The organism is Tateyamaria omphalii (genome assembly GCF_001969365.1).
GTDB classification, from domain to species: Bacteria; Pseudomonadota; Alphaproteobacteria; order Rhodobacterales; family Rhodobacteraceae; genus Tateyamaria; species Tateyamaria omphalii_A.
Genome location: NZ_CP019312.1, coordinates 1,328,729 through 1,345,126 on the forward strand (window position 1 = coordinate 1,328,729; position 16,398 = coordinate 1,345,126).

Sequence of the window (16,398 nt, forward strand, 5' to 3'; positions counted from 1 at the left end):
GGGGCGGATCAGCGGCGGGTGGTGGATTGCGCGTTGCGCCGCCCTTCGACCCGGATCACACGGATCTCGGCCAGCTCCTGATCGGTCAGACGGCGCGCCGCCGTAACCGTGCGCACGCGCTGGCTGAGCGTGCGGGTCGGGCGATCTGTGTGAATGGCGCGCATCTGATAAGTCAGCACCCCATCGACCGGCACGTTTTCGTCGCTTTCGGTGGTCAGACGCACGTCATAGGCGCGGTCTTCGTCCACAATCCCGGTGGCGCGAACGATGGCCCCGCCGGGCACGCGCTCGATCACCAGATCGGTGACCTGGTCGATGGGGGTGCCCACATAGATGTCCGCCTGCTCACGCAGGTTCGAAAACAGGCCCACGCGGGTCTGTTCGGGGATCAGGGGGTTGGTGGCGGCGCGCGGATCGGGCTGGACGGGTTCGGACCGGCTGCCGCCAAACCAGTTGAACGGGTTCACCCGGCTGTCACGAACCGTGGCGCAGGCCGACAGGGTCAGGGTGGCCACCAAAAGGGCTGGAAGGATCTTGGGCATCATCCGCTCGCGTCTCTGCTTTTGGCAAGTGTGGTAACGGATGCGGCGGCACTTGAAAAGCATCCTTTGCCGCACTGGACCTTTGGCGTGCGGGGGCCTAGGTGACAGGCAACACCGATCACACCCGAGGGCCGCAGATGGCAACGCCGAGTTTCGAAGAGATTGTCGAGGATTTCGAGTTCCTGGAAGATTGGGAAGACCGCTATCGCTATGTCATCGAACAGGGCAAGGCGATGGATCCGCTTGAGGACGCGCTCAAGGTGCCGGCGACCAAGGTGGACGGTTGCGCCAGCCAGGTCTGGCTGCACCCGCAGGTCGAGAACGGGGTGTTTCGCTTTGACGGTGACAGCGATGCGATGATCGTCAAGGGGCTGATTGCGGTGCTGCGGCGCTTGTATAATGGGCTGTCATTGGCCGAGGTGCGCGCCGTCGACGCGCGGGCAGAGATGGCCCGGCTGGGGCTCAATGATCACCTGTCCGCCCAGCGGTCAAACGGGCTGCGTGCGATGATCGAGCGTATTCAACTGGTGGCTGCTGCCTGATCCAAAGGGCGCTGCGCGACGCGATTCATTTTTCCTGATTGGGGCGCTGCCCCAAACCCCGTGGTATTTCTGGTCAGAAGAAGCGATCAGAGGCGCGCGAGTGTCTTGTGCAGGTCGCCGTAGCCGGTAATGCGGCGCTCGAATGTCAGGCCCAGCCGGTCGGCGGCGGCGCGTGCCTTTTCCGTCAGGTCGGGGTTGTCCGTTTGCGCCTGGTAGACGAGTTTTTCGTAATTGCCGAAATACATGTCCCGCAGTTCGGGGTGCCGGTCGAGGCCCATGGGTTTGATCACGAAGGCGTCGAATTGGCGCACCAGAAAGTCGGTGAGGTAAAAGGTGGTGATTTCACTTTCACTTTGCGCTGCAAAGCGTTCATTTCCTTCGAAAAAGCTGTAGCAATGTGGGCCTGCGATCATCTCGACGCCCATGTCCGCGCAGGCTGCTTGCAGCTGCCCGCCGGTGCCGCAATCGGCATAGACGACAAAGATGGTGTCGTACCTATCGCTGTGTTTGGTCACGCTGTCGCGCACGGCTTGCGTGATCTGATCCGGGTAGAGGTGGAGTTTCGCCGGCAGACAGGTCAGGTCCATGTGCTCCCAGCCATTCGCGGCCTTGAGGTCCAGAATCTCGCGCGCGAGGGCGCCGCAGGCGATGAGGAGGATGCGCCCTGCGCCCGTCGCCGCCATGCCCTCTTCCGTCAGTGCCGCGTCGGTCAGCGCCACTTGATTGAACAGCCCATGCTCGGCGTCTGATCGCGCGGGCCAACCCCTGTCTCTGCAATATGGCGCATGGCGTTGAGCAGGTCCGGTGTGCGGTCCTTGGCATCGCCCATGCGCACGTCATCCAGCCGTCCGCGATATTGCAGAAGGCCATCGGCGCTGAAGCCAAAGAAATCCGGCGTGCACACGGCGCCATAGGCGCGGGCGACAGACTGGTCCTCATCAATCAGATAGGGGAAATCGAAGCCGTGTTTTGCGGCAAAGCCCGGCATCCTGTCCGGCGCATCGGCCGGGTAGGCGACGTAGTCGTTGGCGTTGATCGCAACCACGCCGATACCCTCTGCCTGCAAGGTCTTGGCGTCCATTGCCAGCCGGTCTGCGATGGCAACGACATAGGGGCAGTGGTTGCAGATGAACGCCACCAGGATGCCGTTCCGCCCCAAAAGATCGTTCAGATCGTGCATCTGTCCATGGGCGTCGGGCAGTCGGAACGGCGGCGCAGCATCGCCAAAGTCACAACCGGGCGTTTCAAGCAGCATGTCGTCCTCCGGATGTCGGGGGCGACAGGGTTATCCCGCCGCCAGTTGATTGTGTTTGCGCGCCACGAATTCCTTGGCCGTTTCCACCGCTACGGCCGCGTCTCGGCAATAGGCGTCCGCGCCGATGGCTTTGCCGAACTCTTCGTTCAGCGGTGCGCCACCGACCAGCACGATATAGTCATCGCGAATGCCCTGTTCGACCATCGTGTCGATCACGACTTTCATATAGGGCATCGTGGTCGTGAGCAGCGCCGACATGCCCAGGATGTCCGGCCCTTCCTTCTCGATGGCGTCGAGATAGTTTTCGACCGGATTGTTGATACCCAGATCGACCACTTCGAACCCGGCGCCCTCCATCATCATCGACACGAGGTTCTTGCCGATGTCGTGGATATCGCCCTTGACCGTGCCGATCACCATCTTGCCCACGCGCGGTGCGCCGGTCTCGGCCAGCAGGGGTTTGAGGATGAACATCCCGCCCTTCATCGCGTTGGCGGCCAGCAGCACCTCGGGCACGAACAGGATGCCGTCGCGGAAGTCATGGCCCACGATGGTCATGCCGCCCACCAGTGCCTTGGTCAGGATGTCATAGGGCGCCCAGCCCCGTTCGAGCAGGATATTGACCGCCTCTTCGATCTCTTCCTTGAGACCATCGTACAGGTCGTCGAACATCTGCTGGACCAGCTCTTCGTCATCCAGCTCGGACAGGATGATGTCGTCTTCTTCGGACATGGTGCAATCCTTTTGCATGGGTGCCGGACCCGGTGCCTATTTTCCAATATATCGTTCAGAATGTCGCACCCGGACTGTCCGGATTGCGACATGGCCCGCATCTGGTGCGACGCGGATGCGCTGTTTTGTGTGCCGTTGCATGCCGGAAAGACCTTGGGTCATGGCGGGGCACTGGCCAATGTTCCCGTTGTGTTCTAGTGTCGCGCCATGAAACCCGACCTGCAAAGCCATCGACCAAAGGCGCGCGGTGCTGTGACCAACGCGGTCAGCCGTTACGAGCCTGTGACGCGGCACGCCGAAGCCGACGGTTGGGACCGGGACGACGATCTGCCCACCCTGCGGACGGAGGTCAGTGTCGAACGGCCCCGCAGCCTCATCACCTACAACCGATCGCCCGATCTGCCCTTTGACCGGTCGATCAACCCCTATCGCGGGTGCGAACACGGCTGCGTCTATTGCTTTGCACGGCCCAGTCACGCCTACCTTGGCCTGTCGCCGGGGCTGGATTTCGAAACAAAGCTGGTGGCGCGTCCCGACGCGCCGGATGTGCTGCGGGCCGAACTGGCACGCAAGAGCTACAAACCGGCGCCCATCGCGATCGGCACGAACACCGACCCCTACCAGCCGATCGAGCGGGATCACGGCATCATGCGCGCCTGCCTCGAGGTGCTGGAGGCCTGCAACCACCCGGTCGCCATCGTGACCAAGGGCACGCTGATCGAGCGGGATATCGACATCCTTGCCCGAATGGCGCGGCGCGGGCTGGCGCGGGTGGGCATCTCTGTCACCACGCTGGATCCAGACCTCTCGCGCCGGATGGAGCCGCGGGCGCCCAACCCCAAGCGCCGGCTTACCATGATCCGGCGGCTGGCCGAGGCGGGCATACCGGTGCGCATAATGGCGTCGCCCATGGTGCCCGCGCTCACCGACCCGGAACTGGAAGCGATCCTCGACGCGGGCAAACAGGCGGGGGCCCGCACCGCCAGCTGGATCATGCTGCGGCTCCCGCGCGAGGTCTCTCCGCTCTGGCAGGAATGGCTCGCCGTGCACAATCCCGACCGGACGGGCCGCGTCATGAGCAAGCTGCGCGACATGCATGGCGGGCGCGACTACGACGCGCGCTGGGGTCACCGCATGCGGGGAACGGGGGCCTATGCCGAACTGGTGCAACATCGCTTCAAAATCGCGCTCAAACGCCTCGGATTGCGGGAAACCGCGCCGCCCATGCGCACGGACCTCTTCCGGCCCCCGGCACAAGACAGCGCACAACTCAGCCTGTTCTAGGCGGCGCGCCGGCCGCGACGCTTGCGGACAGGCCGCCCGCCATCATCGCCCGTACCATCACTGGCCGACGAAAACGCCCCCAGGGCCGCCACGATCTGATCCAGCGTGGGCGCAGGGCCAATGGGCCGTTCATCGAGGGCGGCGCGCATCGTCTCCAAATGCGCGGGCGTTGTGCCGCAACAGCCACCGATCACCTTGGCCCCGCAATTGCGGGCCATCTCGGCATAATCGGCCATCAATTCCGGCGTGCCGTCATAGTGGATATGGCCGTCGTGATACTTGGGAATGCCCGCGTTGCCCTTGGCCACGATGGGCAACTCGGTGCCCGTCGCGGCAAAGCCCAAGACGGTGCGCAGCAAATCAGACGCCCCCGTACCGCAATTGGCGCCAAAGGCCACGGGCGGAAAGTCCAGACCGGCCACCAAAGCGACCATATCAGTGCTGGTGACACCCATCATGGTCCGCCCCGCCGTGTCGAAACTCATTGTTCCGACCCAGGGCAACCCGGCAAGGGCAAACCCTTCTGCCGCCGCCGTATACTCCTCGGGCGCCGAGATTGTCTCCAACCACCCGATATCGGCGCCACCCGCCTTCAGCCCGGCGGCGGTCTCGTGAAACATCTCGACAGCATCGGCATGGGTCAGAGCGCCCACAGGTTCCATGATCTCTCCGGTCGGGCCAACGGATCCGGCGACCAACACCCGGCGACCCGCCGCATCCGCCACATCCCGGCCAATCTCGGCCGCGATCCTGCTCAACTCAAAGGCCCGATGCCCCGCGTCATGCAGCTTCAGCCGCGATGCGTTTGCACCGAATGAGTTGGTCAGGAACACATCGCTGCCTGCATCGACAGCACCCTTGTAGAGGGCGCGCACCTTGGCGGGCTCCTCCTCATTCCACAGCTCCGGCGCATCGCCTGACATCAAGCCCATGGCGAACAGGTTCGTGCCGGTGGCACCATCGGCCAACAGCGTGCCTTTTTCAGCCAGAAGGGTGGTCAGTGGATCGGACATGGTCAAAACCTCTCGCGCGCGATGATTTTCTCGTGTCTCACGCGGCTGAAGGTGAGGCCAGTTCATAATTCTCATCTTCTTGATGAGGTGCGCTTGCATTCGCATCCGGCAAAGGACCCGGCGCACGAACGCTTCGGGCGATGTCCGCCAACCCAAGCGCCAGCGCAAACCAGCTTGGCGCCGCCGCATATCGCGGCACCCAACGCGGTGCAAAGGCGGACTTGAACTGGCGCAAACCCGTGCCCCCGGCGTGGAGCATGGCCCGCTCTGCCGCCCACCGCCACGCCGCACGGGCCGGGTCGGGGCACGCAATGACAGAGGCAAGGCTGACTCGCGTCACACCCATCGCCTGCGCCTCCTGCAATGCGTGATGGACAAGGGCCTGCATCGTGCCATCGGGCGCGGCATCGCTGTGGCGCATGATGTCCAGGCACCAATCGCGCGAACCACGGTGGAACGTCGCAAAGGCGACCAATATGTTACCTGAATAAGCGCTCACAACCCATTGTCTTGAAACGTAATCGGGGCAATATCGTCCCATGCTTCCGCCCCGGGCCATCCCGCACCGCGCTTGCCAATCGGCATCCAGTTGCGCTGCGGCATCCGGATCGGGCAACAGGTTCGACCGCACAATGATCCCGGCCCTGTCGGCTGCGCGCAGCTTGCGGCGCAACCGCCCGCGCGATGGGCTCGCAATGTCGTAATCGGCCAGATCGACGATGGCGTCATTGGCAATATGCAGCACCGCCCAGCCTGCCTGCCGCGCCATGCGCGCCAACCGCGCTCCGCATTTGTAGACGACGGGCACACGCCCGTGCCGCGCCGCGACCTGCTTCAAGCCCTTCAGCGCGTCCTTCCTCAGCCGCGGCGGATCGGTGAACAGCGTCTCGGTTTGTGCCGTCCGCCAGATCGGGGCGGGGGCGCAGCCTGCCGTCTCGATTCTTCCGCCGTTTTGCCGCAGGGCCTGCACCTCACTGCGCGGCATGCGCTGCCAGTCAGACGCATGGGCGACACTGCGGTGCGGCGCGGGCAGAGGGCGCAACATCGCAGCCATGGCAATGCAGGCGGGTGCCGCATAATATACGATGCGAAAGGCCAGAATGGCCGCAAGAACACCGGCCTCTGCGGCCAGGGGCAGCGCAGAGACAAGCACCAGTTCGAACGGGCCAACGCCGCCCGGCGTGTTCGACATCAAGCCGCAGCCAAGCGCCACCATGAACAGCGGCAGAACGGTCAGGAAGCTCAGGGTGCCAGCCGGCAGCAGGACCCAAAGCGCTGCCGCTGCCAGCACCATGTCGATCATCGCCCAGAACAGGATCGCGCCCGACACCCGCAGGCTGGGCAACGGTATGCGGTGTTTGCCGACCCGCAGCGTCGGACACCAGAAAAGCAGCGCGGCACCGACAGGCAACAGGATCAGCGCAGCCAGCGACAGCGCCATCGTCCAGGCCGGCGCAGGCAGAAGCGCGCAGATCAGACCCGTCACGCAGGCCCACGCGATCACAAAGCTGAGCGAGACAAAGGTGGACAATTTCAATGCCTGTCCGGCGCCCATCTCGGGCAACATGCGCCAGCGCGCCACTGCGCCGGATACCAGCCCGAAGCCGACGGTTTGCCCGATTGCGATGCCCACGGCACCGGTGATCCGCCCGCGGCGCGCGGACACGTCCGTGCCCAATGTCCGATGCGCCTGCACGTCATATTGCGCCACGGCCAGGAAACTGCCCGCGGTCAAAAGCGCGGCCAGGGTCCATTGCAACGCCGTGATGTCGGCCAGTTGGCGGGGCAGCGTCGCGACCACATCCATGGGCACCTGCCGGGCCAAAAGCGTGGCGCAGCCGATCAGGATCAGGATCGGAAAGCTGATACGCAGCGCCGCCCGCCAGACGACCACGGCCCGTGATCTATACATTTGCGTTACCCCCGTCCCAAACGCCCGCACAGACAGTTAGGGCGTCTGGGTAAGTCAAGTGTTAACGCGGCTGAAGGACGTGCAGACAATACAATTCAAACGGGCGCGCACCGTGCAGGATGCGCGCCCGATTTACTTTAACGTCTTACGGTACCATACCGCAGTTATTCGATTTCTTTCATCAGCTGCGCTTTGGCTTCTGCCATCAGCTCAACCATTTTCGCGCGAATTGTCGCTTCTTCCGCCTTGGCGCCCAGATCGCCGGACACCTTGCGGTACACATCCTCATCGCCCGCTTCCTCGAAGTCGGATTTGACCACTTCCCGGGCATATTCCGCCGCCTCGTCTCCCGTCTTGCCCATCAGCTCTGCGGCCCAGAGGCCCAAGAGCTTGTTGCGGCGGGCGTCGGCCTTGAATTGCATTTCGGCGTCATGGGCGAACTTGTTTTCAAATGCGTTTTCGCGATCGTCAAAGGTGCTCATCGGCTCCCCCCTCATTGGCAATGTTTCCGTATCAGATAGGCAGGCACGCATGGCCCATGCAACCCCATTGCTTGCGGCATTTGGGTCGATTGCTTATGAGGTGCCCATTGCAGGGCAGACTCAGCCGCCCGCACACGCGAAAGGACGCCCATGGCGCGACGCAAAAAGATTTACGAGGGCAAGGCCAAGATTCTCTACGAAGGTCCCGAGCCCGGCACGGTTGTTCAGTATTTCAAGGATGACGCCACCGCCTTCAACGCCCAGAAAAAGGACGTGATCGAGGGCAAGGGCGTGCTGAACAACCGTTTGAGCGAATTCTTCATGACGGGCCTCGGCCAGATCGGCGTGCCGACGCACTTTCTCAAGCGTCTGAACATGCGCGAGCAGCTGGTGCGGTCCTGTGAGATCGTGCCGCTTGAGATCATCGTGCGCAACTATGCGGCCGGCACCATGAGCGAGCGGTTGGGGATCGAGGAGGGCACGCAGCTGCCGCGTCCCATCGTTGAATATTGCTACAAGGACGACAAGCTGGGCGATCCGCTGGTCACCGAAGAGCATATCGCCGCCTTTGGCTGGGCCAGCCAGCAGGATATGGACGACATCCTGTCCCTTGCGCTGCGGGTCAACGACTTTCTGTCCGGCGTCATGCTGGCGGTCGGGATCCGGCTCGTGGACTTCAAGATCGAGATCGGGCGGATCTATGAGGGCGACTTCATGCGCCTGATCATCGCCGACGAGATCAGCCCGGACAGCTGCCGTTTGTGGGATATCGAGACCGGTCAGAAGCTGGACAAGGACGTGTTTCGCCGGGATCTGGGCAACCTGACGGATGCCTATACCGAAGTGGCCCGGCGCCTGGGTGTGATGCCCAAGAACGCCGCACCGATCACCAAGCCGACGCTCATCAACTGAGCGTCGGAATTGCATATTTGAAGAACAATGAAGGGCAGGGCATGAAAGCGACCGTGCATGTGATGCTGAAGACCGGAGTGCTGGATCCGCAGGGGGAGGCGGTGCGCCATGCGCTGGGGGCCCTGGGCTTTGACGGGGTCAACGGGGTGCGGCAGGGCAAGGTGATCGAACTGGACCTGGCCGACGGCACCAGCGAAGCGGATGTGACCGCAATGTGCGAGAAGCTTTTGGCCAATACCGTGATTGAAAGCTACCGGGTGGAGATGGGGTGAAGAGTTCACAGCTGTGAACGGTTAACAGGGGATTAAATTGTTGTAAAACAATTTATTACCACGTGAACCTCAACCAAAAGCCCCCGCGAGACCTTGCCAGAACCTTAACGCTCAAGGAGTGTGTGACGTGAAAGCTGCCGTTGTTGTCTTCCCCGGATCGAATTGTGACCGGGACCTTGCCGTTGCCTTCCGGGCGGCGGGCGCGGATGTGGAGATGGTTTGGCACAAGGACACGGACCTGCCGGAGGGCGTCGACATCGTCGGGGTTCCGGGTGGGTTTTCCTTTGGCGACTATCTGCGCTGTGGGGCCATCGCGGCGCATTCGCCCATCTGCAAGGCGGTGAAGGGCCATGCAGACAGGGGCGGCTATGTGCTTGGCGTGTGCAATGGGTTTCAGGTGCTGACCGAGACGGGCGTCCTGCCCGGCGCGCTTCTGCGCAATGCGGGGCTCAAATACATCTGCAAGACCGTTGGCCTGCGGGTCGAGACGTCGCAATCGGCGTTCACCGAGGGCTATAACGCGGGTGATGTGGTCGATATCCCGATTGCGCACCATGACGGCAACTATTTCGCGGATGACGCCACGCTCGCAGCACTTGAGGGTGAGGACCGCGTGGCATTCCGCTACACCGACAACCCGAATGGATCGCAGCGCGACATTGCGGGTATCCTGTCCCCCAACCGCCGGGTTCTCGGGATGATGCCGCACCCCGAACGGGCAGCGGATGCCGGCCATGGCGGCACGGACGGACAGGCGCTCTTCCGCGCAGTGGCGGGGCAGCTGACGTCGGCATGACTTGAGCCAGTCCGACCGAGGCCGTAGGGTCGGCGTTATGTCAGGTGCTGTGCGTAACAAGGAACCCCGGACGTCCACGACCAGTTGGCGTGTGCGCATCGCGCTTGTGGTTCTGACAATCGCTGCGGTCGTCACCGTTTTCTTTACCAACCGCCTGCTGACAGATCGGTTTACGGAAACAACGCGCAACCGGGCCGAACTGCGGCTTGCACTCTATTCCGGCAATCTGCTGAGCGAGCTGCGCCAGAACCAGATTGTGCCGCAGCTGCTTGCGCGGGATCCGACATTGATTGGCGCGCTGAACAGCCAAGACTATCAGCAATCCACGCAGCGCTTGATTTCCTTTGTCGAAGAGATTGGCGCCGCCAACCTGATCCTGCTGGACAGTGACGGGCGCGCGGTCGCTGCGACGGACCGCAACAGGCTTGGATCGAACCACCGCACCGAACCCTATTTCATTGATGCGCTGCGGGCGAACAACACCATATTCACGGTCGCGGAGCGCGAGGCGGGTGGCTTTACCTTTACCTATTCCCGCCGTGTGACGGCGGGCGGTGATGTGCTGGGTGTGATCGCGGTCGAGGTTGATCTGCAGAAATTCGAACGCGCCTGGGCCGGGATTTCGGCGGCGGTTCTGGTCACCGACAGTGCCGGGCAGATCATCCTTGCGACTGAACCGCGCTGGCGCGGGCGGACCGAGGAGGTGGCGCTGGCGCGCCAGACACCGCAAAGCGCCATTGAACGCGCCATTCGTGCCACGGCTGATTGGACCGCTTTGCCCCCCGACGCCTATTTGCAGGGCGAGGGTGTGATGCGGCTGGAGGCGCGGATCCCGTTCCGCGGCTGGCGGATGACGTCCTTTACCACATACGAATCCGTACGCGAGCGCGTGAACGGGGTTTTGGCCCTTGAAATCATGGGATTCGCCATTTTCCTGGCGCTTGCTTTTTATGCAATGAGCCGTCGGTCGGCCCTGCGCGTCGCCTTGTTTGCGCGCGAGTCGGCAGAGCTTCGCCATCTGAACATCCAGTTGCAGCGGGAAATCGCCGAGCGGAAACGGGTTCAGGAGGACCTGGCACAGGCCGAACAGACCCTTGAGCAATCGTCAAAGCTGGCCGCCCTCGGCGAGATGTCGGCGGCGGTCAGTCACGAGTTGAACCAGCCGCTGGCGGCGATGAAAACCTATCTTGCCGGTGCGCGTCTGCTGCTGCGCCGCAACCGTCCCGACGAGGCGCTGGTCAGCTTTGGCCGCATCGACGATCTGATCGAACGGATGGGCGCGATCACGCGCCAGCTGAAGTCCTATGCCCGCAAGGGTCAGGACGCGCTAAGCCCTGTAAACATGGGCGATGCGCTGGCGTCCAGTCTGTCGATGATGGAGCCGCAATTGCGCCAGCGGCAGGTGCTGATCAACCGCGTTGTCCCGCCCGAGCCCATCGAGGTGCTGGGCGACCGGATGCGCATCGAGCAGGTGATGGTGAACCTCTTGCGCAATGCGATTGACGCCACCAAGTCGGAACGCGAGCCACAGGTCGATATCATCCTGTCCGCAGGGGAAACCGCCACGCTGACCGTGCGCGACAATGGTCCGGGGATCGAGGATTTGGACAGTTTGTTCGAGCCGTTCTATACAACCAAGCAGCCCGGCGACGGGGTTGGTCTGGGCCTTGCTATCTCGTCCGGCATTGTGAACGATTTGGGCGGACGGCTTGTTGCCCGCAACGGACAGATGGGCGGCGCCGTATTCGAAATGCAGCTTCCGGTGCTTGGTGACGAGGACACGGAAGGTGACAACAACAAGATCAGCGCGGCCCAGTAGAGACCCGCGAGGAGCATGAGATGACCCAAGCCATGAAGATCGCCATCGTCGATGACGAACAGGACATGCGCCAATCCATCAGCCAGTGGCTGGCCCTGTCGGGCTACGACACCGAGACATTTGCCAGCGCCGAGGACGCGCTGAAGGTGTTGGGGCCGGAATACCCCGGCATTGTGATTTCCGACATCAAGATGCCCGGCATGGACGGGATGCAGTTTCTCAAGAAGCTGATGGGCAATGACAGCGCCTTGCCCGTCATCATGATCACGGGCCACGGGGATGTGCCCATGGCGGTTGAGGCCATGCGGGTGGGGGCGTTCGATTTTCTTGAAAAGCCCTTTAACCCCGACCGGATGAGTGAGTTGGCCAAGCGTGCCACCGGGGCCCGCCGCCTGACCATGGACAACCGTCTGCTCCGCCGCGAGTTGAGCGATGGTGGTCAGCTGATGAAGAAGCTGATTGGTCAGAGCCCGGTCATGGAGCGGCTGCGCGAGGATATTCTGGATCTGGGTCAGGCCGACGGTCATGTGTTGATTGATGGCGAGACCGGCACCGGCAAGACGCTGGTCGCCCATGCGTTGCATGCCGTGGGCAGCCGTGCGGGCAAGAAGTTCGTGCTTGTCAGCTGTTCGGCCTGGGAGGAAGAGGCGCTGGCCAAGCGTCTCTTTGGTCCGATGCTGCCTGAGGATTCTGCGTTGCCCGCGGTCGAGGAGGCCCGTGGTGGCACCCTGCTGCTGGAGGATATCGAGGCGTTGAGCGAGAGCCTGCAGGCCCGTCTGTTGTCCATCATCAACGAGCAAGGCACCCCCGCCGAGACCCGCATTGTCGGCATCTGCAACATGCAGGAGGCCGGTCGCACCTGCGAGGATGCGCTGCGCCCGGATCTGTATTACCGGCTTGCGGCCTTGAAGATCACGGTCCCGCCGTTGCGTCAGCGGGGCGAGGATATCCTGACCCTGTTCACCCGTTTGAGCGATCAGTTTGCTGACGAATACGGGTGTGAGGCGCCCAAGGTGTCCGCCCAGGAAGCGGCGCAGTTGTTGCAGGCCCCGTGGCCGGGCAACGTGCGTCAGTTGATCAACATTGCCGAGCGCGCAGTGTTGCAGGCCCGTCGCGGCACGGGCTCGATCGCGTCGCTGTTGATGAACGACCACGAAGAGATGCAGCCGGTGATGACGACCGAGGGCAAGCCGTTGAAGGAATATGTGGAAGCCTTTGAGCGGATGTTGATCGACAACACGATGCGCCGTCACAAGGGGTCTATCGCCAGTGTGATGGAAGAGCTGTGCCTGCCGCGCCGGACGCTGAACGAGAAGATGGCCAAGTACGGCTTGCAGCGGTCGGATTACCTCTGATCCGGCTGTAACAGCCTGTTGGAACATGTGACCGCCGGTGCCCCCGGCGGTCGTTTCATGTGGGGCGTTGGCGTGGCATGAGGGGGCCATAGTCACACAAGGAATTTCCCCATGACGCCTCCACTCGCCTATCTTTTCGACATGGACGGTCTGCTGCTGGACAGCGAGCGGATCTATGGCGCGGTGGCGCGGGACATTCTGGTGCCGCAGGGCTTTGAGGTTGAGGCTGTGGACGCGTTTTTCCTGACCATGGTGGGGTGTTCGGGGGCCGAGAGTGTGCGGCGGCTGGAGATGTTTCTGGGCGCGGGCGCGGATGTCGACGGGTTCAATGGCGCCTGGCATGCCGAGGTTGCCAAGCGCGTGGGCGCCAATGTGCCCTTGCGGCCCACGGTGCGCGACAGCGTGGCGCGGCTTGCCGGGCAGGGCGCGCGGATGGCCGTGGTGACCTCGACCAGCGGAGAGGCCGCGCGGCGGCATCTGGGCGGTGCAGGCCTGCTGGATCATTTCGAGGCGGTTCTGGGCGGGGACGAGGTGTCGGCGCGCAAGCCGGATCCCGCCCCCTATGTTGAAGCGGCAGCGCTGCTGGGTCTTGCGCCAGACATGTGCGCGGCGTTCGAGGACAGTGATCGCGGGATCACATCTGCCGTTCACGCCGGTTGCCGCGCGGTGCAGGTGCCGGACATGCGGCCCGCCGACCTGCCGCTACCCGCGCTTGGGCAGCTGGTCGCGCCCGATCTGGCGACGGCGCTGGAGATGGTCGGCGCGTTTGCTCAGCGCAATGTGGCAGAATGATCTTGCCTGTTGCCGCGCTTGTCGGCGAAGGCAAGTGGTGATTGGTGCACCTGCATGATCCAAGGTGTGCCATGAAAATCATAAGTCTGAATGCCTGGGGCGGACAGGTCTGGGATGCGCTGGCTCTCTGGCTCAGCACGCTGGAGCCGGATGTGCTGTGCCTGCAGGAGGTCACACGCGCCCCTGTGCCGAGCCCGGAGTGGTTGCGTTATGTCGATCCCTTTCGGGACCTTGCGCAGCGGGCGGACCTCTTTGGCGATGTCTCAAACCTGCTGCCGGACCATCAGGCGGTCTTTGCACCGGCCACACGCGGCACGCTGGTGCACGCGGACGGCGTCGCCGTGCCATCGGAACACGGGCTGGGCATGTGGGTGCGGCGGGAACTGGCCCTCACCCAGATCGCGCAGGGTTTTGTGCATGGCACATTCCGCCCGGACGGGTGGGGACCGGAGCCGGTGCCGCGCACGATGCAGGTCGCGCAGGTCACGGACCCCGCGACGGACGCCCATGTTTGCGTGGGGCATTTCCACGGGTTGCGCGACCCTGCGGGCAAAGGCGACACGCCCGCGCGGGATGCGCAGACCGAACGGGCAATCCAAGTCTTTCAGCGGGTCTGGGATGGGCACGCGCCGGCTGTTCTGGCGGGAGATTTCAACCTGTTGCCGGGCAGCGCAGCCTTCCCCCGCTTTCGGGAGGTGGGGTTGCACGATCTGATTGCCCATCACGGGATCACCGATACGCGGACGGTGCTGTATGAGAAAGACCAGCGCTTTGCCGATTACATGCTGGTGAGCGCGGGACTGCTGGGTGCGGGATTTGACGTGCCAGCGGAGCCCGTGGTGTCGGACCATAGGGCACTGATCCTGACGACATGAGATTTTGGTGCGTCGGAGCGCGGGTCGCTGTTCCCGGTGCGGGCGTGAGACAACCCTTGCCCGATGGCGCGGGCTGCGTTTACGCTTCGTGCTTTTCGAACGGATTTCAGAATGCTTCGGTTTTATACGTTTTTGTGCCTATTCGCGCCCTTGATGTGGCTGAACCTGCTGGCGATTGCTTGGGACACCGACCTTGATCTGGATGCAGGGCGGATCACTCTAGTGATCTGGATTGGCGCTGTGGTCGTCCTGGCCGCGCCGCATGTGCTGGAAATGCTCTATCCCACTGAAATTGGTGAGCGGTATGCGCGCGGGGCGTGGACGCGCGTGTTGTCTCGGATCGGCGTTTTTTTGGCCGTTGTTTTGCTGTTTGCCGACCCTTTCGAATTGCAAAATTTGGCATCTTCATGGTTCAGCTCGAATGCCACGAACGAGGTAGTGGATGACCCGTTACCCACATTTGAGCCATCAATACGCCCGACTTTTTCGGGTGATACCAGTCTTCCAGTCGTGCCGGTCCTCGAGCCGATTGTGATTCTTGAAGACACATTCTGGTCAGTGACTTCAACGATCTTGTACATGTTTCTCGTCGTCGTTTTTGCCGCTGTATGCTGGCGCGCCTACCTGATTGTACAGACTTGGCGCACGGTCCCCGAGACGCAACCGTCGTCGGCATGGGACACGCTTGGATTGACCGAAAACCGGCGTTTTGTGGCGGAGCGCTTGCATCGCCGCGCTCAGATGCACAAGACGCGCGGTGGTCTGCTGTTGATTTTGATTTTTTGCCTGATCGGATTGGGGATCAACCTGTATTTTACCGCGGGTGATCTTGTGTCTTCGGATGTCAGTCGTGATCCTTTGGAGCAAACGCTGCAGCTGCAATCGCGCCTTTTGACCAGTGAGGCGGATCTGGCGGGCGAAATGGCGCGGATCGAAGAGCGGCGCGACAGGATCTATGGCGTTCTTGTTGCAATCGGTATCGAGAATGCGCAGCGTCCCGCAACGCCGTCCGAGCCTTTGGTGTTCGACCCTGGAGTATGTTCGTTCAGGGCCAGCGTGGCCAGCAGCACCGGGGCACAAGTCAACGAACGCTTTCAATTGCGAATGAGCCAATGGGATGACTTGATGGGTGATACAGTTTTTTGCAATGAGGAAATAGATGTGTCTGCGCTGCTGCGCGAAGATGCAAATCTGCGAGACGCACATGTTGAAAACGACATCCAGTTGCAGACCGTGCGGGACGCACAGAACGGCATTCGCGGGTATCTGACGGACAAGATGGATGTGCTGGTGTCGCCGCCCACGCCGCCCGAAGGGTTTCTAACGCAACAGTTGCTCGCCTCGGGCCTGACCCGGTTCGGCATTCTGTTCGTGATCATCTACCTTGTGCAGATTCTGGTGGGCATTTATCGCTATTCGATGCGGCAGGCCGAATTCTTTGAAAGCCGGGCTGCATCGCTGGTGCTTGCCACAGACACGGATGCCGATATGGCGCGTTGGCGGGACGAATTCATTTCACCCCAGATTGATTTCGGCGCCCCACCGCGTAGCCCGATGCATTTCTTTGAACGGATTGCTGGTCGGCGGTCGCAAAAAGATGCGGAGTGACGCAGCAGACCCCGCGCGGTTGTGCCCGTCCATGCGATTGCCCATTGTCATTTGCCACCCCTTGCTCTTATCTAAGGGGATGAAGCACCGGCGTATACCTGCGCCGCTTCATATGAGTTTCGCTGTTGATTGATCCGGGCAGGGACCCTGCCGCCTTCGACAGACCGATTGGGCCAGAAATGGCCACGAGTTGCTGACGCGGACCAA

The 16,398-nt window shown here is 62.5% G+C and carries 18 protein-coding genes; 11 read left to right on the forward strand and 7 right to left on the reverse strand.

Going from position 1 to position 16,398, the window contains the following annotated elements:
• Positions 1–8: 8 nt before the first annotated feature.
• Positions 9–542 carry a hypothetical protein gene (locus BWR18_RS06615; protein ID WP_076630167.1) on the reverse strand — a complete coding sequence of 178 codons (534 nt, stop codon included), beginning with the start codon at positions 540–542 and terminating at the stop codon, positions 9–11.
• Positions 543–679: 137 nt separating this feature from the next.
• Between BWR18_RS06615 and BWR18_RS06620 the strand changes: the two genes are divergently transcribed.
• Positions 680–1,084 carry a SufE family protein gene (locus tag BWR18_RS06620; protein ID WP_076630168.1) on the forward strand — a complete coding sequence of 135 codons (405 nt, stop codon included), beginning with the start codon at positions 680–682 and terminating at the stop codon, positions 1,082–1,084.
• A gap of 86 nt (positions 1,085–1,170) precedes the next feature.
• On the opposite strand, the gene BWR18_RS06625 is transcribed toward BWR18_RS06620, so the two are convergent.
• The 3 genes from BWR18_RS06625 to BWR18_RS06635 are packed head-to-tail and all read right to left on the reverse strand — an operon-like array spanning position 1,171 to position 3,071.
• Positions 1,171–1,767, reverse strand: coding sequence for a DUF1638 domain-containing protein (locus BWR18_RS06625; RefSeq protein WP_076630169.1), 597 nt, complete (start codon positions 1,765–1,767; stop codon positions 1,171–1,173).
• Positions 1,768–1,793: 26 nt separating this feature from the next.
• Positions 1,794–2,339, reverse strand: a complete 546-nt coding sequence (locus BWR18_RS06630) for a thioredoxin family protein (protein WP_076627246.1) — start codon at positions 2,337–2,339, stop codon at positions 1,794–1,796.
• Positions 2,340–2,369: 30 nt separating this feature from the next.
• Positions 2,370–3,071: a corrinoid protein gene (locus BWR18_RS06635; protein WP_076630170.1), complete on the reverse strand. Its 702-nt coding sequence runs from the start codon at positions 3,069–3,071 to the stop codon at positions 2,370–2,372.
• A gap of 60 nt (positions 3,072–3,131) precedes the next feature.
• Here BWR18_RS06635 and BWR18_RS21600 point away from each other — a divergent pair, with 60 nt between their 5' ends.
• The gene (locus BWR18_RS21600; protein WP_157598670.1) at positions 3,132–3,269 is read left to right on the forward strand and encodes a hypothetical protein; all 138 of its coding nucleotides are present in this window, start codon (positions 3,132–3,134) and stop codon (positions 3,267–3,269) included.
• A gap of 9 nt (positions 3,270–3,278) precedes the next feature.
• A complete protein-coding gene (locus BWR18_RS06640) occupies positions 3,279–4,355 on the forward strand; it encodes a PA0069 family radical SAM protein (RefSeq protein WP_076627247.1) in 1,077 nt (358 codons plus the stop codon).
• Here the strand turns inward: BWR18_RS06640 and bmt are convergent.
• The 3 genes from bmt to BWR18_RS06655 form a co-directional block, all read right to left on the reverse strand.
• The gene (gene bmt / locus BWR18_RS06645; protein WP_076627248.1) at positions 4,352–5,368 is read right to left on the reverse strand and encodes a betaine--homocysteine S-methyltransferase; all 1,017 of its coding nucleotides are present in this window, start codon (positions 5,366–5,368) and stop codon (positions 4,352–4,354) included. The genes BWR18_RS06640 and bmt overlap by 4 nt on opposite strands.
• A gap of 37 nt (positions 5,369–5,405) precedes the next feature.
• The gene (locus BWR18_RS06650) at positions 5,406–7,280 is read right to left on the reverse strand and encodes a phosphatidylglycerol lysyltransferase domain-containing protein (RefSeq protein ID WP_083957656.1); all 1,875 of its coding nucleotides are present in this window, start codon (positions 7,278–7,280) and stop codon (positions 5,406–5,408) included.
• A 164-nt stretch (positions 7,281–7,444) separates the two neighbouring features.
• Positions 7,445–7,762 (reverse strand): DUF1476 domain-containing protein, encoded by a 318-nt coding sequence (locus tag BWR18_RS06655; RefSeq protein ID WP_076627250.1) that lies wholly within the window; start codon positions 7,760–7,762, stop codon positions 7,445–7,447.
• Positions 7,763–7,912: 150 nt separating this feature from the next.
• Here BWR18_RS06655 and purC point away from each other — a divergent pair, with 150 nt between their 5' ends.
• The 8 genes from purC (at position 7,913) to BWR18_RS06695 (ending at position 16,191) form a co-directional block, all read left to right on the forward strand.
• Entirely contained in the window at positions 7,913–8,674 is a 762-nt protein-coding gene (gene purC, locus BWR18_RS06660; RefSeq protein WP_076627251.1) for a phosphoribosylaminoimidazolesuccinocarboxamide synthase, read from the forward strand.
• 41 nt (positions 8,675–8,715) lie between these two features.
• Positions 8,716–8,946: a phosphoribosylformylglycinamidine synthase subunit PurS gene (gene purS / locus BWR18_RS06665; protein WP_076630171.1), complete on the forward strand. Its 231-nt coding sequence runs from the start codon at positions 8,716–8,718 to the stop codon at positions 8,944–8,946.
• A gap of 127 nt (positions 8,947–9,073) precedes the next feature.
• On the forward strand, positions 9,074–9,742 hold the full coding sequence (gene purQ, locus BWR18_RS06670) for a phosphoribosylformylglycinamidine synthase subunit PurQ (protein WP_076627252.1): 669 nt from the start codon (positions 9,074–9,076) through the stop codon (positions 9,740–9,742).
• A gap of 37 nt (positions 9,743–9,779) precedes the next feature.
• A complete protein-coding gene (locus BWR18_RS06675; protein ID WP_076627253.1) occupies positions 9,780–11,561 on the forward strand; it encodes a sensor histidine kinase in 1,782 nt (593 codons plus the stop codon).
• Positions 11,562–11,581: 20 nt separating this feature from the next.
• Positions 11,582–12,916, forward strand: a complete 1,335-nt coding sequence (locus tag BWR18_RS06680; protein ID WP_076627254.1) for a sigma-54-dependent transcriptional regulator — start codon at positions 11,582–11,584, stop codon at positions 12,914–12,916.
• A gap of 111 nt (positions 12,917–13,027) precedes the next feature.
• The gene (locus BWR18_RS06685) at positions 13,028–13,708 is read left to right on the forward strand and encodes an HAD family hydrolase (protein WP_076627255.1); all 681 of its coding nucleotides are present in this window, start codon (positions 13,028–13,030) and stop codon (positions 13,706–13,708) included.
• 71 nt (positions 13,709–13,779) lie between these two features.
• Positions 13,780–14,583 (forward strand): endonuclease/exonuclease/phosphatase family protein, encoded by an 804-nt coding sequence (locus tag BWR18_RS06690; protein ID WP_076627256.1) that lies wholly within the window; start codon positions 13,780–13,782, stop codon positions 14,581–14,583.
• A gap of 111 nt (positions 14,584–14,694) precedes the next feature.
• Positions 14,695–16,191, forward strand: coding sequence for a hypothetical protein (locus tag BWR18_RS06695; protein WP_076627257.1), 1,497 nt, complete (start codon positions 14,695–14,697; stop codon positions 16,189–16,191).
• The last annotated feature ends 207 nt before the right edge of the window (positions 16,192–16,398 follow it).